At 30.6% G+C, this 20,849-nt stretch carries 17 protein-coding genes; 4 read left to right on the top strand and 13 right to left on the bottom strand.

The window, feature by feature from the left end; all coding sequences use genetic code 11:
• Positions 1-307: 307 nt before the first annotated feature.
• Positions 308-706, bottom strand: a complete 399-nt coding sequence (locus RR409_RS13350; protein WP_332558262.1) for a hypothetical protein — start codon at positions 704-706, stop codon at positions 308-310.
• A gap of 125 nt (positions 707-831) precedes the next feature.
• Complete coding sequence (locus RR409_RS13345) at positions 832-2,439, bottom strand: sodium-dependent transporter (protein WP_332558261.1); 1,608 nt, start codon at positions 2,437-2,439, stop codon at positions 832-834.
• An 827-nt stretch (positions 2,440-3,266) separates the two neighbouring features.
• On the opposite strand from RR409_RS13345, the gene RR409_RS13340 reads away from it, so the two are divergent.
• Together RR409_RS13340 and RR409_RS13335 are read left to right on the top strand one after the other, a co-directional pair.
• On the top strand, positions 3,267-3,545 hold the full coding sequence (locus RR409_RS13340) for a DUF3243 domain-containing protein (RefSeq protein ID WP_332558260.1): 279 nt from the start codon (positions 3,267-3,269) through the stop codon (positions 3,543-3,545).
• A 330-nt stretch (positions 3,546-3,875) separates the two neighbouring features.
• Positions 3,876-4,646: an SEC-C domain-containing protein gene (locus tag RR409_RS13335; protein WP_332558259.1), complete on the top strand. Its 771-nt coding sequence runs from the start codon at positions 3,876-3,878 to the stop codon at positions 4,644-4,646.
• A 205-nt stretch (positions 4,647-4,851) separates the two neighbouring features.
• On the opposite strand, the gene RR409_RS13330 is transcribed toward RR409_RS13335, so the two are convergent.
• From RR409_RS13330 to RR409_RS13320, 3 genes are all read right to left on the bottom strand, one after another.
• Positions 4,852-5,016 carry a hypothetical protein gene (locus RR409_RS13330; protein ID WP_332558258.1) on the bottom strand — a complete coding sequence of 55 codons (165 nt, stop codon included), beginning with the start codon at positions 5,014-5,016 and terminating at the stop codon, positions 4,852-4,854.
• 182 nt (positions 5,017-5,198) lie between these two features.
• Entirely contained in the window at positions 5,199-5,900 is a 702-nt protein-coding gene (locus RR409_RS13325; protein ID WP_332558257.1) for a DUF4956 domain-containing protein, read from the bottom strand.
• Complete coding sequence (locus tag RR409_RS13320) at positions 5,837-6,637, bottom strand: polyphosphate polymerase domain-containing protein (RefSeq protein WP_332558256.1); 801 nt, start codon at positions 6,635-6,637, stop codon at positions 5,837-5,839. The genes RR409_RS13325 and RR409_RS13320 overlap by 64 nt, the downstream gene beginning before the upstream one ends.
• Positions 6,638-7,106: 469 nt before the next feature.
• Here RR409_RS13320 and RR409_RS13315 point away from each other — a divergent pair, with 469 nt between their 5' ends.
• Both RR409_RS13315 and RR409_RS13310 read left to right on the top strand, forming a co-directional pair.
• Entirely contained in the window at positions 7,107-7,790 is a 684-nt protein-coding gene (locus RR409_RS13315; protein ID WP_332558255.1) for a response regulator transcription factor, read from the top strand.
• Positions 7,783-9,030 carry a HAMP domain-containing sensor histidine kinase gene (locus RR409_RS13310; protein ID WP_332558254.1) on the top strand — a complete coding sequence of 416 codons (1,248 nt, stop codon included), beginning with the start codon at positions 7,783-7,785 and terminating at the stop codon, positions 9,028-9,030. The genes RR409_RS13315 and RR409_RS13310 overlap by 8 nt, the downstream gene beginning before the upstream one ends.
• Positions 9,031-9,210: 180 nt before the next feature.
• Here RR409_RS13310 and RR409_RS13305 read toward each other — a convergent pair whose 3' ends face one another.
• From RR409_RS13305 to RR409_RS13270, 8 genes are all read right to left on the bottom strand, one after another.
• Positions 9,211-12,564, bottom strand: coding sequence for an ATP-binding protein (locus RR409_RS13305; RefSeq protein WP_332558253.1), 3,354 nt, complete (start codon positions 12,562-12,564; stop codon positions 9,211-9,213).
• A gap of 297 nt (positions 12,565-12,861) precedes the next feature.
• Positions 12,862-13,428 carry a flavodoxin family protein gene (locus RR409_RS13300; protein ID WP_332558252.1) on the bottom strand — a complete coding sequence of 189 codons (567 nt, stop codon included), beginning with the start codon at positions 13,426-13,428 and terminating at the stop codon, positions 12,862-12,864.
• Positions 13,429-13,674: 246 nt separating this feature from the next.
• Entirely contained in the window at positions 13,675-14,298 is a 624-nt protein-coding gene (locus RR409_RS13295) for a cyclodeaminase/cyclohydrolase family protein (RefSeq protein ID WP_332558251.1), read from the bottom strand.
• 244 nt (positions 14,299-14,542) lie between these two features.
• Complete coding sequence (locus RR409_RS13290; RefSeq protein WP_332558250.1) at positions 14,543-15,400, bottom strand: bifunctional 5,10-methylenetetrahydrofolate dehydrogenase/5,10-methenyltetrahydrofolate cyclohydrolase; 858 nt, start codon at positions 15,398-15,400, stop codon at positions 14,543-14,545.
• An 11-nt stretch (positions 15,401-15,411) separates the two neighbouring features.
• Positions 15,412-17,082 (bottom strand): formate--tetrahydrofolate ligase, encoded by a 1,671-nt coding sequence (locus RR409_RS13285; RefSeq protein ID WP_332558249.1) that lies wholly within the window; start codon positions 17,080-17,082, stop codon positions 15,412-15,414.
• 406 nt (positions 17,083-17,488) lie between these two features.
• Positions 17,489-18,514: a PTS sugar transporter subunit IIC gene (locus tag RR409_RS13280; protein WP_332558248.1), complete on the bottom strand. Its 1,026-nt coding sequence runs from the start codon at positions 18,512-18,514 to the stop codon at positions 17,489-17,491.
• A 119-nt stretch (positions 18,515-18,633) separates the two neighbouring features.
• Positions 18,634-19,482, bottom strand: coding sequence for a response regulator (locus tag RR409_RS13275; RefSeq protein WP_332558247.1), 849 nt, complete (start codon positions 19,480-19,482; stop codon positions 18,634-18,636).
• Positions 19,463-20,770 carry an ATP-binding protein gene (locus tag RR409_RS13270; RefSeq protein WP_332558246.1) on the bottom strand — a complete coding sequence of 436 codons (1,308 nt, stop codon included), beginning with the start codon at positions 20,768-20,770 and terminating at the stop codon, positions 19,463-19,465. Before RR409_RS13270 ends, RR409_RS13275 begins: the two co-directional genes overlap by 20 nt.
• Positions 20,771-20,849: the final 79 nt, after the last annotated feature.

The raw sequence follows: 20,849 nt of genomic DNA, 5'->3' as shown, positions 1-20,849 counted from the left end.
TACATCAAAGTCTTTTGCATTACACTGAAATCCCAAGAATGGTTAATTTTTATAATTGAATAGAAGATTTTCCATCCATAATATAGATATAATGCTAATAGGTATTTGGAGAAATATATTTAGAATATATTTCTCCACTTTAAACGTTCGGCTTTAGTTGATAAGTGTTCAAGTGATAGTTGAACACTTTTTCTGGTGGTAGTTTTTTCTTACGCTAACTTTACACATATCACTGTAAAGACAGTACTAAGAGTATAGAATTAAAAAAAGATACATTGCAAAATTGCTACAATGTACCTTTTAAATATTAACTATTAAATATATTTCTATATTTTATTAACTTAACTATTAATACTAAACAACTTACTGATAATAGAATAGCAAGAAAAGAAAATATATAAAATAATGTTGGTGACGTACCTGCTGTTACAGCTATATTTCCGCTACTAATAACAGTGACAACATATCTCATCCAAATACTTGCTAAGCTAACAGAAAGTGGTACAACGCCTAAGGCAAAGTATAATCCTGCTTTTCTTCTATATTTAATTGCCTTAATACCCATATAAATTGGTAGAAGAAATATTACAGGGAATATAAATCCAAAGTATTGAGGTGAAAGAGCTATAAATAATGCACCTACTACAGTAAACCATAAAGCTACATTATATCCAACTTTAACTTCACCTTCTTTAGTTAATTGCATTAGCTATTCCCTCCATTATTTTGGGATTTTACTATTTTAGTCATTGTTAATACCGCTGAACTAGCTATAAGTATCCAACAAGTACCCATGAAAATTAAAGCACTAGGTTCCATAATATATCCCTCCTATTTTCTAATTAGAATTTTATCGGTTATAATCTCTTCGCCATATATATTCTTAATACTTCTGTAAGTTCCAATAAAGCCAATTATAAATACTGTTAAAATTGCTAATCTAGCACCGTTTACCCATGGAACTAATTCTGGAAGTTTTTCAACAAAGCTCGGAACTAATTTAAAGTAACCTTGTTTAATATACTCTAAAGTTGAACCAAATATAACAAGAGATATTGCAATCGGTGTAACGAATTTTATCATTACATTGTATACCCAGCTTGGCACCTTCCAGTATGCACCTCTGTTAACTTCTTCTAAGAAGTCATCCTTCATGAACCAACCAGTAATAATTATTTCTATTAATCCAACTACAACTAATAGGTAAGTTCCAACCCAGTTATCAACTTCTGTAAAGTATGCAAGGGCATCTGTGTGAGTAATTATAGGCTCAAGTCCTACTGGAAGACCAACTAAAATATAAAGACCAAATACTAACATGGACGCAGTTTTTCTTGGAAGTTTAACGTCCTCAGTAAAGATAGAAACTAAATAGTTGTACATAGCAATCGCAGAAGTGAATCCAGCAAAGAATAATAACAAGAACCAAAGCGTCCCTAGGAACTGTCCGCCACCAAACACCTTAAATATATTAGGTAAAGCTATAAAGGCTAATCCAACTCCTCCACTTACACCATCCATTCCCATGAAGGCATAAGCTATTGGAATAGCTATAGTACCACCAAGTATAACTTCTGCAAACTCATTTAAAGAAATTGTAGCAAGAGACGAAGTTACTAAATCGTCATCTTGTTTAATATAAGAAGCATAGTTTTGAATAATTCCCATACCAATTGAAAGTGTAAAGAATATTTGTCCGCTGGCACTTAAAGCTGCAATTGGAGTAATATCAGACCATCTTGGAGTCCAAAGATAACTTAGGCCGCCTAAAGCTGACCAATCTGGGTTTACAGGTGAACCTAAAGTGAAAACTTTAAAAACTAAAATAAATCCGAATAGATAAAGCACTGGCATCATGAATTTTGCCCATGCTTCTATTCCCTTCTGAATACCTCTAGTTACCGCAAATGCTAGACAGCATAAACTCAGTATCCAGAAAGTAAATACATAAACAGGGTTTTGAATGTAATCAACAAAGAATTTTCCTGTGTTTATTGCTGGATCCATATAAGCACCAGTTGCTGTTAAGAAACTGTAACCTAAGGTCCAACCAATAATATGGTTATAGTAAGAGTTAACAAGGACAGTTACTCCAATAACTATGGCCCCAACTATAGAACCAATTATAATTGCTTTTTTAGGTCTAAGTTTTTCTCTTGCTTGTAAATAAATCATATATCCTAATGTTCCATGACCATACTTTCCGCCATATCTTCCCTGCATCCATTCTACCAACATAATAGGAATACCCATTATTAAAAGTGCAAGGATATAAGGAATCATGAAGGCTCCTCCACCGTTTTTGGCGGCTTGATACGGGAATCTCCAGAAGTTACCCAATCCAACAGCGTTTCCTGCCATTGCCAAAATAAGACCTACTTTTGATCCCCAATTTTCTCTCGAGATCTTTGGTTTGTTTGTTGCTAAATTTGGATCCATTTACTTGCTTCATCCTCATCATAAAAAACATGATAAAAATGAAACTACCCCCCTTTCAAATTTTACTGATAAAATATATTTAAATATATTAAATCCTTATTATTTTTTTCTGTTTTGATATTATGAAATATTAAAATATCGAAATTTCATAATCCAAATATGAAAACACAATTTAAAATCTAAGCGATAAAAAACATATGATGGAGTTTCATTAATTTAGTGCTTGAAAATTATATATTCAATATGAAAATGGTGAAAAATCAACCTTTTCTTTTTATATACTCTATATTTGCGGAAATTTTCAATTTCCATACTAGTTTTTATAATATGAATAAAATCATTATATATATTCATATTACTGAATATTCTGTATATTTAAGTGATAAATAACACTGTTGGTAAAGGGAAGTTTTTCTTTAGATTTGAAAGTTCTTAAGTAGGCAAAATTGTGCGCAAAAAATTTTCATATGCTATGATGAAGTATTTATAATATATTGGTTAATTATAAATCTTTTTTTATGATTTAATGATTGTTCACACATTTTTAATAAATTTTTAATATTACTAATATAATTATATAAAATTTATGAACAATTATCAAGGGGTTAACCACAAAATGGAAAAGTTTATTTATTAACTAATTTATACCTTTACATATGATACTTTCAGATTTTACATTTGGATTTATGCAGGAGTGCTTGGAATAAGCTAAAGGAATTCTGTAGATTCTTGATAACAATTTAACAAAATTATTATCATCTTAAAAATTTAAGTATATTTCATTTTCATATACAAATACTAGAATATATAATCAGGAGGTGAGATTTGTGGATTTAAAGAATGTAGATGTGCTACACGATTGGGATAAATGGAAAGTTGCCCTATCAAAGGCAGTTAATTTAGGTGAAAACATTGGAATGAGTGAGGAAATCATAGATGGGTTGGCTTATGGTGTAGGGAGCTTTTTAAGTGCAATTGTAGATCCAGAAAATAGAGAAGAACGGTTACTTCATGAACTTTGGAAAGTAGGAAGTAAAGAAGATCGAAAAGTTCTTTCAAAACTTATTGTTAAACTTGTTAAATCTGAAAATGTTAATAACGAATAAGTCCCATCTTATGTGGGACTTATTTCTTTTTATGTGTAAGTTGTTTTAGATTCTTTCGAGATAATCTAGAAGGCATTAATTTACATAGATAATTCATGTCACTTCAAAATAGAAATTTTCTAAAAAGTAATTATAGAAAATTGAAGCAAATTGTAATATAATATATTTCATCATAAATAATTCAATTAATGTAATATTCTATTTATATGATTTTAATTTAGAATAGAAGTGTTATGATGCTTAGCCTCTGTTTTTAGAGTTTTTCTACAGGGCTTTGTTATATAGATTATTTAGATGCGCTTTATATTTTGGGGACTGGAGGAAAATGTTATGCAATATGGTGCTCACAAGGTGAACATTGGCAAGGAAGATTTATGTGTATGTGGTAGTGGGGTGAAGTATGAAAATTGTTGCATGAAAAAAGGACATATTTACGAAGCAATGGTGATTGATGAAACTGGAAAACAATTAATCTACGATCAAAGTGAAGTAATAAGTGGTGTGGAAAGTTTACTTAAATTTTTAGAATGGAGAATAAATGGTGCTAACTCTACGCTGTCCTATGAAGAAAGCAGAAGAAAAATAAAAAAACTATTTGAAAAACTTGACACCTCTTTGAAGCCTATTGGAACCATTTCTTCTTGTAACCTAGGTTGTAATCATTGTTGTCATTTATTAGTGCTTACAAGTAAACTGGAATATGAGATAATAAATGAATTTCTACATAAGAATTTCTCTGAAGAAAAAATATTAGACATAAAAGAAAAAATTAATAAACATAGTACATTCTTTAAAAATTTAAATCACAACAACGAAAAATTTTCTGTAGAAGATTACGAGATCTATGTTTCTAAAAAAATTCCATGTGGGTTTTTATCCCATGACAATCAATGCATCATCTATGATGTAAGACCCTTTGTATGCAGAAAATATTTGGTATTTAATGATTCATCTATTTGTGGAGATCCCTTGAATAAAACAAACCAATACTATGCAAAGTATCTTACCACCACAAAGGACGCAATAGCTAAACTTAATAGGTTAACTTATGGAAACAACTTAGAATATAAACATTTGTTATCATGGTTCGCTGACAATTAAAATTCAACGATTAAAATTAGCTGAAAGTGTATTAAAAATTCATTTTTAGATCATTGAATAATAAAAAAACTAAAAATAGCTCACTATTTTTACTCATATATAAAAAAGCATGAAAGCGCAAAGTTCGCTTTCGTGCTTTTGAATTATATAGAGCTTTAAGTCAATTGTTGTATAAACAAAGATTAACTATAACTAACAATAATGACTAATTCTTTATATAGTCTGAAATATTGAGTTTATAATCATTTGCATATTTAAGTAGTTCCTTATCACTTGCATTTTCTACTACCATAACTAATAACATAATCCCTGATGTGCCAACTTTATTTAATAAATCTTTTCTCAAAAGTTTATAATTTATATTATCCACGGTCAACCTCCTATTTATTCCCTTTATGATTTTCGAATGCCTTATTATTCATAATTATTTTAAGAAAAATTAAATATTACAACTTTATTTATTTATTTCGGTAATTATTAATAATGCTGTGAATAAAGACAAACTCTTTAAATAATAAATCAAATAAAATTAGGCGATACCTGTAAAAATCATTAAAACTCTGGTCCATCAACATACTTAACTAAGGCGATATTTAAATTGCCATTTCTACACCTTAATGAATCTAAAAACTGTTTTTCGCTTGTGTTATTTATCATTGTCACAGTATAAGAAAGTTGAAAAAGACTTCCTAAATCTGTGGTCTTAACTTTTATAAGTTCATAGCCTGTAGTATGCTCTGCAAAGATTTCATCAAAGACTCCTTCATAATCTAAATCTTCAGGAATTGTTATTTTCAGCAACTTTTGAGATACTTTATTTCCACCGAAGTTTAACATATTCAATATAATCATAAGAATACAAAGGAATACAGTAAATATACCTGCATAACCATAGGCCCCTACTCCACAAGCAAGCCCTGCAGCCATTGTAAACAGTACATATGATATATCCTTCGGATTACCTGGCGAGCTTCTAAACTTAATCATTGAAAACGCGCCTGCTAAACTGAAGGCTCTTGCTACATTGCTTCCTATTAAAAGTACAATTATTGCAATAACTGTAGGTACAATTATTAATGTAAGTGAAAAGTTTTGTGAATATCCCCTACTTTTACTAGAGGTCTTCATATATGTGAAGCTTATAAGAGCTCCCAGAATAAAGGATATAATTATTGTTAATATTGAGTCACTTAAAGATATTGATGTACTAACTGTGGTTGTGCTGAATAAGCTGTTGGATATTGATTCAAACATGGGTTCATATCTCCTCTCAAGTTTCTTTCTTTTATTATCAACTTTTCATATTCTTTTCCGTATTTTGAAAAGCTAGTTTTGAATATTTTATACTCTGAAAGTAAATTGGACAGCCATAAAGGAATAGTCTTCTCTGCTTTTACTTCCATAATCCATTTTCCTTGTTCCAATAAACTTTCACCGTAGTCACCTTGTTCAAGCGCTATATCATACCTTCGCGTTCTTATATTTGTATCAAAGGTTATTCTCAAGTCTCTATTTTCTTTACTAAACAAGGCTTTTCTATCATAAGCTAAGTAAAGCTTTGGTTCTAAATCATATCGGCTTAAAAAGTACTGAATTTCATTTATCACCTGTTTATTCATATAGTTCTTCTCTTCAGGTTTTTCGCCTGTAGCAATAAAATCATAAGCTTCATGTAATTTTAACTTAGTTCTTCTTTTATTTACCACACCACATACTTTTTTCTTAATTTCCAAATACACTTTTTCTTCTTTACTTGGAACTCCATATGCTCTAAGTCGTAGTTTTTCTTTATATAGTGGCTTTGTTAAGGAAGTTCTTATTAAATGGTTATCTTCAGTATCATAGTAAATATTGCTAATGGTATACAATTCATGTGTTTTGTTATACTCATCTAACTCCATATATTTCAATAACCTATTTTGTAGCTCTTCATATATTCCTTCATTTATTAAAAATTTGCACTCGTGCCTGTTAAAAACTTCAATTGCCATATTTACTCTCCTTTTCTTTGCTTATTTGCCTCCATCCTTATGTATATAATTCTATAGGGGCAACCTTAAAGGAACCTTAAATTATTTAGGATATTTGAAATTAAAAACATCTTAAATATTTAATGTTTATTAAATAATGAACAAGATTATTTTGTACAAGGATTTTAGAATGAGATTTAACTTCCACTAAAGTATAATCTTTAGCGCAATATTCCCACCTTAAGTTGATGAGACAAATATTTTTCCAAAATATTGTTAGATTGGTAATAATAACTTGAAGGATCTTTATGGAGACATTATTGAACATATATTATTTAATTGAAATATATTACTTTGAGGTTATTACTTCCCTATTAGTTTTTAATATTTGGATGTATACCTATTCTAAGTTGTTGTTTAAAGGTTATTTAAGGTTAATTAAAGGTTCTTCATGATATAATAAAACAAGAAAAGAAATTGGAGGTCTATTATGAGAATACTAATCGTAGAGGATGAAATTCATTTAGCAGAAGCTTTGACTCAAATATTAAAAAAACACAATTACACTGTGGATGCAGTAAATGATGGAGAATCAGGATTAGATAATGCACTAAGCAACATCTATGATTTAATAATATTAGATATAATGCTTCCTAAAATGGACGGAATAAGCATACTAAAAGAAATACGTAAAGAAGGAGTTTCTACTCCTGTTATATTACTTACAGCTAAAGGTGAAATTTCTGACAAAGTTATTGGACTTGACAGTGGAGCTGATGATTATTTACCAAAACCCTTTGCTACAGAGGAACTTCTAGCAAGAATTAGAGCTATGGCAAGACGCAAGGGTGAAGTTCTTCTAGATAATTCCTTAAAATTTGGAGATATTGAGTTAAATCCATCTACTTTAAAGTTATGTTGCGAAGGCAAAGAAGTTAAATTAATTTTGAAGGAAAGTGAACTTTTAGAACTTCTAATAACTAGGAAAAAAGCTGTGACCTCCAAGGAATTGATAATTGAAAAACTTTGGGGTTTTGATTCTGATGTGGAGCATAACCATGTGGAAGTTTATATTTCTTTTTTAAGAAAGAAGCTTATATACTTAACTTCAAAGATTCGTATAAATACGATTCGAGGGGTTGGTTATATTATAGAAGGAGACGGAAATGTTTAAACAACTTAGAAATAAATTTCTGATTTTAAATCTTGTAATAATTACAGTAATGATGGTGATTGCTTTTACATCCATTTACGTAATAACCTATAACAATGTAAAAAGAGATATAGATCTAGAGTTACATAGAATCTCAGGATTTAATAAGAAACAAAAGGATAATTTAAAAGAGCCATTACCTAATTTTGAAAATGCTCAACCTCAACAAGATCGCTCGCTTTCTTTTACATTACTAACGAATAGCGAAGGAACTATAATAGATTCTCACTCAATATTTTATATGGAAGATGAATTTTATGAAAACGCGCAAAAAGAAGCACTTTCACAAAATGGTGATACTGGAAACTTTAAGCTAGATGGTAATCATTGGGCATTTTTAAAGATACCCTACATGAATGGTTATAGACTAGTGTTTTTAGATATTACTTTTCAACAAGGAATTCTAACAAGACTTATTTATACCTTTTTAATAGTTGCTTTAATTATGTTGATTGTAATTTTTTTTATTAGTAGGTTTTTTGCAAACAAATCCATAGCACCTATTAAAGTAGCATTTAATAAGCAAAAGCAATTTATTGCTGATGCCTCACACGAGCTTAAAACACCATTAGCAGTTATCAATACTAATGTAGATGTATTATTATCTAATAAAGAAGATAGAATTAAAGATCAATCAAAGTGGCTTTTTTACATTAAGTCTGAGGTAGAAAGAATGGCGAAACTAACAAATGAGCTACTTTACCTAACACAAATGGATTATTCTGATGTAAAAATGATTTTTTCAGATTTTAATCTTAGTGAAGCAGTAGAAAATGTGATTTTAACCATGGAGGCTATAATTTTTGAAAATAATCTTTCCTTTTACTATGACATTGAACCAAATTTGATAATACATGGAAACAATGAACAACTTAAACAAGTGGTGATGATACTTTTAGATAACGCCCTAAAATATACAAATGCTAAAGGTACAATTAGAATAACCTTAAAAAAAGACCACAATAACATTAACTTATCCTTAAACAACACGGGTAATGGGATACCCGAAGAACATATAAGCAGAATATTTGATAGGTTTTATAGAATGGATAAGTCTCGTGGAAGGAACAGTGGTGGTTATGGACTTGGGCTCTCCATAGCTAAAGCAATAATTGAACAACATGGAGGAAAAATTTCTGTTAATAGTATTCTTGATGAAAGTACAACCTTTAAAATAGAATTACCAAGTATTAACCAATAGGTTTATAAAATTAATCTCATAATAAAAAGGTATGGAATTTGAATATGTTTATCAAATCTCATACCTTTAAATATTTTAATATTGAACTTTTAATTAGTTAATGGAAAACATTATACTAACTTTGCAATAGTAAAACCCTCTATTGTTTTACAACACTACCATTTAACTTTAATAAAGGCACTACTCTATTGAATAAATATCAGAGAATTCAATTTGTAACTTTTCATCATAGTTATCCCTGGATAGCTCTTTATATACTAAGTTATCCTCTGTTTTTGTTACATCTAAAAATGTCGTTGGAAGACTTACAATAAACTCGCTACCTATATTAATCTCACTTTTTGCATAAATAGTTCCCCCATGCATTTCAACCAGGGATTTTACAAGAGCAAGACCTATTCCACTTCCTTCAATTTTTCTAGTGGTAGATCTATCAATTTGAGCAAACCTTTCAAAAATAAATTCTAACTTATCCTCAGGGATACCAATTCCAGTATCTTTTATAGATATTTCTATAAAATCTCCCTTATCACAAACATTAATAAATATACTTCCATTTTCATCAGTGAATTTTACTGCATTTGATAAAAGATTTAATATAATTCTTTCTATTTTTTCTTCATCAAAAGAAATTATCTTTTCTTCTACATCTGTATCAAAAATTATATTTATCCCTTTGGATTGTACAAAATCTGCAACAGATTGGACTAACTCTTCTACCACATATATTATATCCCCGTTAGTTGAATTAAGATGCAAATAATTTCCATCTACTTTCGTTGTATCTATTAAATTATTAATTAATCTAAGAAGCCTGAATGCATTTTGATTCATTATATTAAAATAATATTTAATCCTATCATCACCTAAGTTTCTTGATTCATCTAATGACTTTAACAGTTGTACAGTACTAGAAATTACATTTAAGGGAGTTTTAAGCTCATGAGATATATTGGCAAAAAACTCAGTTTTTATCTTATCAAACTCCAGAAGTTCATTTACTTTTTTTATGCTTTCAACATTTCTAAGATTAAGAACATCAATTTTCTCATTTGCCATTGTAACTTGGTGTACAAGTTGTATAGCCTCTCCTACAGAATGTTTCAAGGTTAACAATGTAGTGGCTCTTGACACAAGTTCAAGTTTGTTAAAAGGCTTTCTCAAATAATCATTTACTCCACATTCAAAGGCGGTGACGAGATTTTCTTGCCTATTATTTGCAGTCATCATGAGTATTGGGAGCTGAAAAAGTGAATATTTCTTTCTAATTTCAGTACTTATTTCATAACCCATTATATCAGGAATCATCATATCGAGAATAACCAAATCTAAATCATTATTTTTTTCTATAATTTCAAGAGCATCTTTTCCCGTTGAAGCCTTTAAAATATTATCACTAAGACGTGAAAGATAATTTTCTAACACCTTTTGGTTGACATACTCATCATCCACTATAAGTATTTTATATTTTTTATTAATTTTAGTAGTTATATCTTTATTTGATTTTTTTATTTTTTCAGAAACCGAAGTTGCCAAAGTATTATCTTTTATACCTTCAAAAGATTTATTCTCACATTTATTAACTTCCTCACATAAACATAATGGTAAAGTAAATGTAAATTTAGTACCTTTATTAACCTGAGAATTAACTTTTATATTTCCATCGTGTAGTTCCACTAATTTTTTTGTTATATAAAGTCCAAGTCCCGTACCACCATATTTCTCTGAAATACCCTCACCTTGTTCATAAAGATTAAAAATTGTATTAAGTCTTTCTTCAGGTATTCCAATACCAGTATCCTCTATACTCACTTCTAAATAATTTTCCATGACCTCATAAGAAATAATTATTTTTCCTTCTTGGGTAAATTTAATTGCATTGCCTAGTAAATTATAGAAAATCTGTTGTAATCTATTTTCATCACCGCAGATATAAGGAACTTTTGTATCAATGAAATTCACTAGTTCTACTGCTTTAGTACTGATAGAAGGTTGAGAAAATTTAATAACCATTTCTAATAACTTATCAATTTTAATTTGTTTTTTTGACAATATTACGTCATTATTTTTAAGTTTAGAAAAAACTATAATATCATTTACTAAACTTGATAATCTCTCTGCACTAGATTTAATTAAAAATAAGTTATATTTTTCATCCTCATTCATCTTTGCAGCGGTTCTAGTTGCAAGATCTTCAGTAATACCTATTATGCCATTTAATGGAGTTTGGAGCTCATGAGAGGTTATTGCTAAAAAATCATCTTTTAAATTATTTAAAGACTTAAGTCTTTCACTCATACTTTCCGAAGTTGAAAAGGCCTTAGCCTGCCTTTCAGCTAACACGTAATAATTAGCTATTATAAATATAAACACTCCTAAGGGAGCAAAAGAATTAGTTATTATTATACTAAATTCATATAAAATGTCATTAATTCTCGTTATAAATAATGCAAAAAGCCCTATAATAGCCATATAATCATTGGTACTTGTCATAATATATACCTTTGAGATCTTGAACATCATATAAAGTAACATTAGTAAAGATAAAATTTCAAAAGGAAGTACCAATTGAAGGTAATATTTTGTTGGACTAATATGTACAAGAAAAAAATATAAAGGAACTGAAAAATTCGAAATCTTTATCATCGTTTTATTTAGTATCTCACCGTAGGTTTTGTTAATAAATAATACTATAAAAGGAATATACAAATAAAATGTCCACATCATAATTTTCCCAGACAATATATAATCAAAGTCAGGAAATAAGGAAATTAAGAATCTTTCTCCCAAAAACAGAGTTCTTAAAGCTACTATAATGCAAACTATTGCAAAATATAAAGGAGCTTTGTCCTTCCTTCTCTTAGAAAAAACAGCAAAATTATAAATTGCAGCGATAATGCTACTCCCAAAAAGAAATAAATCAAAGGCTAACTTTTTTTCTTTATAATTTTCTATAGTTGAAGCTTCTCCCATTAATATAGTGTCTATAAATCCAAATTGAGAGTAAAAGTTACTAACTTGCAGAGTTAAATATACCTCACCATTTTCAGTATAAAAGGTAGCTGTCTTTGGTAAGTTTTGTGGAGTTATTTCATTTTTACTCTTTCCTACTTTTCCGACAAATTCTATTTGTCTATTGTTTGCCCAAAGTGTATATGCATTTTGAACATAATCTATTTTAACCCCATACATATAATCATCGCTATCCACAAGGATTTTTAGTCGATACGTACCATAACCGAATCCACCTAAAGCCCCTGGAATAGAACTATAACTTTTATTTAAGGCTTTATTATTAAAGTCTTTAGGTGTTAAAAGCTCATTTCTATAAAACTCCCAGTCACCGCTTAACTTTATCATTCCATCCTTACTAAAATCCCAATCTCTCAAATCAATGACTCCATTTTTAGCCACTGGGTTAGTCTTCTCTATATTATTTACATTCAAACTACTGTTAATTATATTTAGAAATACTCCTAAAGTAAGCAAAAGTAGAAAAAATAACTTTATCTTTGGTGATTCAAACTTCTTCATAAGGGCTCCTTTGTCATATCAATATTACATATTAATATTGATCATTACGTCTTAAAAAACTAATCGATAAAAGTATATCAAAAACTTAGCTTAATTACCATAGATAAATGTCGAATTTTATCAAATAAAGTCTAATATTTATTTTTTATATTTTGAAAATATTATCAATGTTCTTAAATATTTAAGCTCAAAGTATATAGAAACAAGAACTATAAATTAAAAAGGCGTTAATTTATAACGCCTTCATACTAAGATAAATAGTTTTGAGCAATCTATCTTTCATCACATATTCACTTTCTATTGGTGCTTACTCAAATCATTTAACTTTAATGCTAATTCACGAACTTCGCTTAAGGCTTTTAAATCCTCTTTTGCAGGTGTTCTATCAGTGTTTTCTGCATAGACATTGCCAATGGAGTCTACGTTCATACTCCTAAAAATAATATTAGCAGTTTTTGTTGGATGTTCCAAATCCTTTGTGCTACCACCTGCAGAGATAATTAATACGCCTTTTTTCTTTTTCATATTTATTTTATCATCTTTTCTAATATATTTTGAAGCATAAAAAAGCTGCAATCTACTGGCAAAACTTAAAAGTTCACCAGTAAGTTCAGAAAAATATAATGGTGATGCTAATATAACATTATCAGCAACCTTTAGATACTCATAGATTTCTTGCATTCCATCATTTATAGAACACCCAGAATTACTTGAACAATATCTACAATCAACACAAGGGTTTATATTATCATAATAGGTGTGAAGAATTTTTACTTCACCTTCTAGATATTTAGTCATTTCATTAATTAAAGTCATTGTATCTCCTTGTTTTCTAGGAGAACCATTAATAATTAGTGTTTTCATCTGTTTCGCTCCTTTTTACTTCACTAAACTTCTTTGTATTATTTTGGGTTTCTTGTGTAGATTTTTATGCTGTAATTTTGTTTTGAAAGAAGTTTAGTTATATAAAAAACTAGTTATGTATTTTACAACCTTCTAATTTTTTTATGGAGTGTAAGAAGGTTGCTATTTATTGTGAATTTCACTAAGAATATAAGCACATATCTTCACCTTTGAAGTAATCCATGGTTTATAGATATAAACAGTACTCTAATGTAACATCTCTTCAACTTGATGAAGTATTCTATCAGCTTTTAAAATACCCTTGGTTTCAATTTCATTTAATTCGTTTTCAATTTTATTTTTCAGTTCCTTATCTTTCATGATTTTTGTATTAATCAAAACATTAAGCTTTGCCCCTTGCAAGGCTGCTTTGCAAAAAACCACTCCAACACCAACATCACTGATTGCAATACGTGTGCCCTTTTGTGCATACTCTTCATGTAAATTTATAGCTTCCAAACAGTTTTTGGCGATTTCTAGAGGGACAAGAGATGCAGCAACTAATGCTTGTTGCAGTACAGTATCTTTAGCATTCTTCTCTTCCTCGGTGGTTTGTGGTAGCCCGTAAGCTTGTGATAATGGATAAAAAACCTCAGCATCTTTATCAACTAAAATTTTCAAATTTTCAATGATGATTTCTGATTTTTTAAGTAACTTATAAATATCTTCTTCAACATCTTTATATTTCTTCTTGCCTAGAGTAAGGTTTCCAACCATACTTCCCAATGCCATGCCTAGGGCACCTACATAAGCAGACGCTCCACCACCACCTGGTACCGGCGATTTTGATGATAGTTCTTGTATAAAATCAGTACTACTCTTTTCTAACATTATATTCCTCCTAATACATTTAATAATCAACATTTAAAAATCATTAAGTTGAAAAGCTTGTTGGACTTGGTAAACCCTAAGTGTACGAAGATCCACCTTTCTTCTATGGGTTGTTAAATAGAGAATTACTCCACCTTAATAAGTTGAAGATTAACTTAAATAAAATATGCTAATTTACAGGAATTTTCTAAAAAGAAGGCAGTATTTTTCATCTGCCTTCTCATACTTATTCAATATTTAGTATTTAATTTATTCCTGATAATTTTTCGCAAGCCTTAATAACATGATCTAATAGTATTGTTGTTGTAATAATACCTACCCCACCTATGGCTGGATTAAGAGCTTGAACCTTATCAAATACGGAGTCAAAATCTACATCTCCACACATTTTTCCATTGTCATCAACATTAATTCCAACATCTACAACAATAGAATTAGCAGTGAAATATTTTTCATCCATAAATTTTGCCTTACCAATGGCAGCAACAACAATATCTGCTTTTGCCGTAACACATGGCATATCCTTTGTGCGAGAGTGACAAATAGTAACTGTTGCGTTTTCATCAAGTAAAAGCATTGAAAGTGGCTTACCAACTACCAAACTTCTTCCAGCTACCACAACATTTGCACCTTTTAGCGGGATTTTGTAGTATTTCAAAAGTTCAACAACTGCCTTTGGAGTACAAGGTGCGTAACCAGTGCTGTTACCCTCAAAGACCTTTTGTAGATTAATTGGTGACATGCAATCAACGTCTTTCAACGGATTAATTATATTCTTTATAGTATCTATGTCAAGATGGTTAGGAAGTGGTCTGAATATCATAATTCCATGAATATCCGAATCCTTATTCGCAGCTTCCATAACCTTAGTAAGGTCTTCCATTGAAACATCTACAAGCAGAGATTTTACCTGGCCTTTTATGCCAAGAAGCTCACAATTCTTTAATATGCTTCTTTCATAGGAGATGTCATCTTCACGCTGACCTACCCTAATTATTAAAAGTGTAGGTGTTATGTTTTTTTCAACAAGATCAGAAACACGGTTTTTAATATTTTCTCTTAAGTACTGAACTACTGGTTTTCCTTCTAATTTTAATCCCATTTTGCATCTCCTTACGATAACCCTATAATTTCTCCATCTTCATTTATATCCATTCCATTTGCAGCAGGAACTTTTGGAAGTCCTGGCATAGTCATTATATCACCAGTTAATGCAACAATAAACCCTGCACCTGCAGAAACCTTTACTTCTTTTACTGTTATGGTAAATCCTGTTGGTGCCCCAAGTAAATTTGGATTATCTGAGAAGGAGTATTGAGTCTTCGCCATACATATTGGCATTTTATCGAGTCCTAGAGCAGTAATGCTAGTTATTTGTTTTTTAGCTTCGGAAGTAAATTCCACTCCATCTGCTCTGTATATTTCAGTAGCAATTTTTACTATCTTTTCTTGAATAGTTCCTTCTACATCATAAAGTGGAGCGTAGTTTGAAGTTTTTGTTTCACAAATCTCTACTACTTTCTTAGCTAGATCAATTCCACCCTCTCCACCTTTTGTAAATACCTCAGAAAGAACAACATCAACGCCTTTAGCAGAGCACTTTTCTCTCAATAAATTAAGTTCGGCTTCAGTATCTGTTGGGAACTTGTTGATAGCAACAACAGCTGGAACCCCAAATTTTTCGAGGTTTTCAAGATGTCTTTCAAGATTTGCAATACCAACTTCAAGTGCACTAAGGTTTTCAAAAGTAAGCTCTGTTTTTGGAACTCCCCCATTCATCTTAAGTGCTCTAACTGTAGCAACAATAACTGCAGCATCAGGTTTTAAGTTTGCGAATCTACACTTAATATCAAAGAATTTTTCAGCACCAAGATCAGCACCAAAACCTGCTTCCGTTACAACATAATCAGCTAACTTAAGAGCTACCTTAGTAGCCATCACTGAGTTACAACCGTGAGCTATGTTAGCAAAAGGTCCCCCATGAATAAAAGCTGGTGTATTTTCAAGAGTTTGGACTAAGTTTGGTTTAATAGCATCTTTTAATAATAATGCCATTGAACCAGTAGCTTGTAAATCTCCTGCTGTAACGGCTTTTCCTTCTTTATTGTAAGCTACTACCATTCTTGCAAGTCTATCCTTAAGGTCTGAAAGGCTTGTAGCAAGGCATAGTATAGCCATTATTTCTGATGCAACGGTAATATCGAAGCCACTTTGTCTTACAAATCCATCACCTTTTCCACCAAGTCCTATAATTATATTCCTAAGAGCTCTGTCATTCATATCAAGAACTCTTTTCCATACTATTTTTTTAGGGTCTATATTTAAAATATTTCCTTGATGTATATGATTATCTAATAATGCTGCTAATAAATTATGAGCTGAAGTTATAGCGTGGAAATCACCAGTAAAGTGAAGGTTTATATCATCCATTGGTACAACTTGAGCATATCCACCACCTGCTGCACCGCCTTTAACCCCAAAACATGGTCCAAGAGATGGTTCTCTTAATGCAGTAATTGTCTTTTTTCCTATTTTATTAAGTCCCATGGAAAGTCCAACATTTGTAGTTGTCTTTCCTTCTCCAGCTGGAGTTGGGTTTATAGCAGTTACAAGAACAAGTTTTGCATCTGGTTTATCCTGAAGTCTTTCTAAAACATCTAAAGACACCTTTGCTTTATATTTTCCATAAAGGTCTAATTCATCCTCTTCAATTCCAAGATACTTAGCAACCTCAGTAATGGGCAACATTTTAGCTTCTTGAGCAATTTGAACATCTGTTTTCATATGATTTTCCCCCTTAAATGATTAAAATTATTAGATAATATATAGATTGCAATTATACACTTTTTATACAAAAACTTACTATAACTTAACATGCTTTGAATACTTATGCAATTCATATATCAAATTGTACCCATTATATATTGTACCACCGTTTCAATATTCTGGCAATATTGTGAATATTATGACAACATTGTGAATATTCTGGCATTTTCTTCATTCTTTGAATTAATATAATAGTTTAAATAACAGATGAAGTATGTTAAGCCAATGATTTATTTGAATTTTTGTTTCAAATAAATATATCATTTTATAGCTAAAGCCTAGGATTTAACCCTAGGCTTTACTTACTTAGTTTTTACACGGCATTCATGTTCTAGAAACCCATTAAAATATTTCTCATCCAATACTAAGCTGCTTCTATCCTTCCAGCATATGATCGTTTTTCCTTTATTTTAAGAAATATTGAGGAACCAATAATTCCTGCGATGGTGCCGCCAATTGCAGCAAATGATGCAGCTAAAAGTACTGTCATTGGATCATTGAAGCCAAAGGATGCTAGTAATCCAGGTATTGGTGAAGCTGTACCTGGTGCATTATTTACTATATTAAAATAAGCAGCACTCAATCCTGCAAGTCCTCCACCAAGCAAGTTTGAACAATAAATTGGAAGTGGATTTGCTGTAACTATATCTGCTTGCGTTAACGGCTCAAGCATAACAGCTACTACGTTACTTTTATTTCCTAGCTTAAGTCTTTTGAATACTACTCCATTGGTGAAAGAACCACCAACGCAGGCAATACCAGCTATTCCCATAGCAAGACCTTGTAGTCCTAACATAGCTGTCAACGCCATAGAGCTTAATGGAGACGTACATATCATCTTCATTATACCACCAAGTAAAAATCCCATTATAAGAGGTGATTGCTCCGCAGCTACTGAAATCATTCCACCTACACTGAGTAATGTGGAGTTTACTACAGGGTCAACAAAAATTGCTATTCCTCTTGCAAGTGGTGCCATTAAAAGCGCTCCAACAATTATATCTAACCCTTCAGGTAACATCTTTTCTAGCTTTGGTCCAATAAATGAAATTATATATCCAGCCACAAACCCTGGAAGAATTCCGTATCCCATCACAGCAACTCCTGCAGCTACTGCATATATGGGGTTCAAACCCATATTTAAACTAACTAGAATTGTTGCTGCTACTCCTCCCATGCCACCAGAAGTCCCACCTACATCACCTAAAAATTTTAAATTCAATAAATCTCCACTTACATATTTATGGATTGCTTCTACTAAGAAGGTAGCTACTGCGGCATCAGCTAATCCCGACATAGCTTTTGAGCCTTTTGGAGCTTTTAAGCTAAAAACAGAAAATATAGCCAATGTTAAGAGCAACAACCCTAAACCTTTAAATAATACTAACATAAACATTACCACCTTTACCCTTTGAATAATTCACATAAAATATTTACAAAGTTATTATAATTGTAAAATTTCAAAAAACTTCAAATGGTTACAAAAGGTAATGTAGAAAATTCTGAAAATTATATTTCGCAATATGAAATAAGCCCATCAATAAATTTTTTTATATTTACTGTTCCCCTTTTAGGTGTCTTTTTTCTCATATAATCCATTTCTTTTTTTACTTGTTCAAAATTATAAAGGCTATTAGAATACTCTACAAAGGTATCATTCATATAATCTTCTAGACCTATGCTAGCAATATTACTCATCCCCGTAGCTAAAGCTCTTCTGATTTTTTGTTCCATAGATTTAGGAGAATCAGAGAAATTTTGGCATAATTCCTTAAGAGTATAGTCTCCCATAGTTTTGTTATTTTTTAATAAGTATGAAGTAATGTCTAAAATTTCTTTACTACCTGCCTCTCCTGTTACCCCTAACTTAAGCATGATATTCTTTACAGTTTGAATTTGATCTTCAATCTTATCAGGTGTACCACCATTGTATGAGTGTGTTGTTTGGGTTTTATTAAATAATTTTTGAATTTGATTTAAAGTGCGATTAAGTTCTACTTTTTCACATACTTTTTTTATTACATTCTCAATTTCCACTGCATTAATTGGCTTCTGAATAAAAAATTCTACTCCATTTTGGTAAGCTTTTTCAATCATTGTTTTCGATGACACTTGAGAAATCATAATGAATTGAGTATCTGGATTTGTGATTTTTGCTTCTTTCACTAATGATAATCCATCTAATCCCGGCATCAAAAGATCAACTAAAACAATATCTGGATTCAACAATTGAATCTCCTCCAGACCTTCATTTCCTCTTTGAGCAAACCCTATAACATGCCCCAATTCTCTATGAAAAATGATTTTTTCAAATATTTTTACAATATTAATATCATCTTCAACTATAAATATATTCATAAGTCTCCCCCTCCAAAGTTGTTATTGGTATTGTTATATAAAAAGTTGTACCTTCACCTTCTATTGAGGAAATATTAATATTGCCTCCTAGATCCCTTTCTACTATATCTTTAACTATACTTAGCCCAAGACCACGGTTTATTGCTCCTGTTTCGTAATTAATCTTAGTAGAAAACCCTGGTGAAAAAACATGATCTAAGTCCTTTTCGTTTATTCCACAGCCAGTGTCTACAATAGTAAATATCTGATTACCATGTTTTAATTCATGGGAAAAATAAATACCACCTTTTTCACTCTTATCACATATGGAATCTAAAGAATTCATAATCAGGTTTCTAAAAATAGACATCAGATAATAGTGCCTAGTAGTATAAAAGTTTTCACTTATAGAAAACTTTAATTCTGTGTTAGGCTTTCGATGTTTGATTTCAATGTTCATACTTTCCTCTAAAATTTCAATTACATCTTTAAAATACATTCCCTTGTCTTCATCCTTATTCATGGTGACTTCTTCCACACCACGTACTACTAGCCCATATTCCTTCTTTATCTCATGCACATCCTTAGCAATGTCAACTGACATCTGAGCCCAGGTTTCAGGATGCTGATCTAACGTAATTTTTTCAAAGAGTTCATAAGCATTAGCCATAACTTGCTCAATATCATTCATGTTCTTTTTCATCCAATACATTTCAGTTTTTAATCTTGAGGTCATCCACAAAAGCTTTTTGTATCTTTTTTCATGTTCTTCTTTTATAAGAAGCAGTTTATAAAACTTAATTCCACCTAAGAAAAGACAAATCACTGCAGAGCGGACAACTGCCACTACCATGATGGTTATAACCACATCACGAGTTAGAGTATGTGAATTGTAAAAATTTCGTATAAGTACTTCCACTAAATTACTACAAAAGTCACTTATTATAAGAGTTATGTATGTTTTTTTAAAGTTCAGAGAATTATCTTTTTTGTTTAGCACTTTAAAAAAGATACTATAGAAGGTATAAAAGAATACCTCAGGGAAGTATGACCATAAAGTCTCTTGGAGATTACCATGATTAATGAAATAAACAAGCACTCTTAAAAGGTAAACCCCAATAGCACAGGCGAATCCTGTTTTAATTGCATCCATATCATCAAAAATATATAAAAATATTGGAAACAGTATGATTGCAACGGACACCCTAAAATCCGCAATGATTACATTCATATAAATTTGAGAAGTAACTGCTACAATTCCCGATAATATCAAAGTTTTTCTTAGTTTATTTTTAGCTATAATATCCATTTCACTTGTCCTTACTACGTTTAATACACTTTTTTGAATTTTTGTTTACAAGATTACAAGATAATAATAACATTTTTAT

Source organism: Clostridium sp. (genome assembly GCF_036642255.1).
Classification (GTDB): domain Bacteria; phylum Bacillota; class Clostridia; order Clostridiales; family Clostridiaceae; genus Clostridium_J.
Note: the sequence above shows the minus strand (reverse complement) of the source record. Positions and strands in the feature narration are given on the sequence as shown.

Excerpts from the sequence above, each read along its gene's own strand:
- RR409_RS13295 (WP_332558251.1), bottom strand. The coding sequence starts at position 14,298 with ATGTTAGAAAAGAGTAGTACTGATTTTATACAAGAACTATCATCAAAA.
- RR409_RS13335 (WP_332558259.1), top strand. The coding sequence starts at position 3,876 with ATGCAATATGGTGCTCACAAGGTGAACATTGGCAAGGAAGATTTATGT.
- RR409_RS13300 (WP_332558252.1), bottom strand. The coding sequence starts at position 13,428 with ATGAAAACACTAATTATTAATGGTTCTCCTAGAAAACAAGGAGATACA.
- RR409_RS13285 (WP_332558249.1), bottom strand. The coding sequence starts at position 17,082 with ATGAAAACAGATGTTCAAATTGCTCAAGAAGCTAAAATGTTGCCCATT.
- RR409_RS13280 (WP_332558248.1), bottom strand. The coding sequence starts at position 18,514 with ATGTTAGTATTATTTAAAGGTTTAGGGTTGTTGCTCTTAACATTGGCT.
- RR409_RS13275 (WP_332558247.1), bottom strand. The coding sequence starts at position 19,482 with ATGAATATATTTATAGTTGAAGATGATATTAATATTGTAAAAATATTT.
- RR409_RS13325 (WP_332558257.1), bottom strand. The coding sequence starts at position 5,900 with ATGTTTGAATCAATATCCAACAGCTTATTCAGCACAACCACAGTTAGT.
- RR409_RS13270 (WP_332558246.1), bottom strand. The coding sequence starts at position 20,770 with ATGGATATTATAGCTAAAAATAAACTAAGAAAAACTTTGATATTATCG.
- RR409_RS13320 (WP_332558256.1), bottom strand. The coding sequence starts at position 6,637 with ATGGCAATTGAAGTTTTTAACAGGCACGAGTGCAAATTTTTAATAAAT.
- RR409_RS13350 (WP_332558262.1), bottom strand. The coding sequence starts at position 706 with ATGCAATTAACTAAAGAAGGTGAAGTTAAAGTTGGATATAATGTAGCT.
- RR409_RS13305 (WP_332558253.1), bottom strand. The coding sequence starts at position 12,564 with ATGAAGAAGTTTGAATCACCAAAGATAAAGTTATTTTTTCTACTTTTG.
- RR409_RS13290 (WP_332558250.1), bottom strand. The coding sequence starts at position 15,400 with ATGGGATTAAAATTAGAAGGAAAACCAGTAGTTCAGTACTTAAGAGAA.
- RR409_RS13345 (WP_332558261.1), bottom strand. The coding sequence starts at position 2,439 with ATGGATCCAAATTTAGCAACAAACAAACCAAAGATCTCGAGAGAAAAT.
- RR409_RS13310 (WP_332558254.1), top strand. The coding sequence starts at position 7,783 with ATGTTTAAACAACTTAGAAATAAATTTCTGATTTTAAATCTTGTAATA.
- RR409_RS13315 (WP_332558255.1), top strand. The coding sequence starts at position 7,107 with ATGAGAATACTAATCGTAGAGGATGAAATTCATTTAGCAGAAGCTTTG.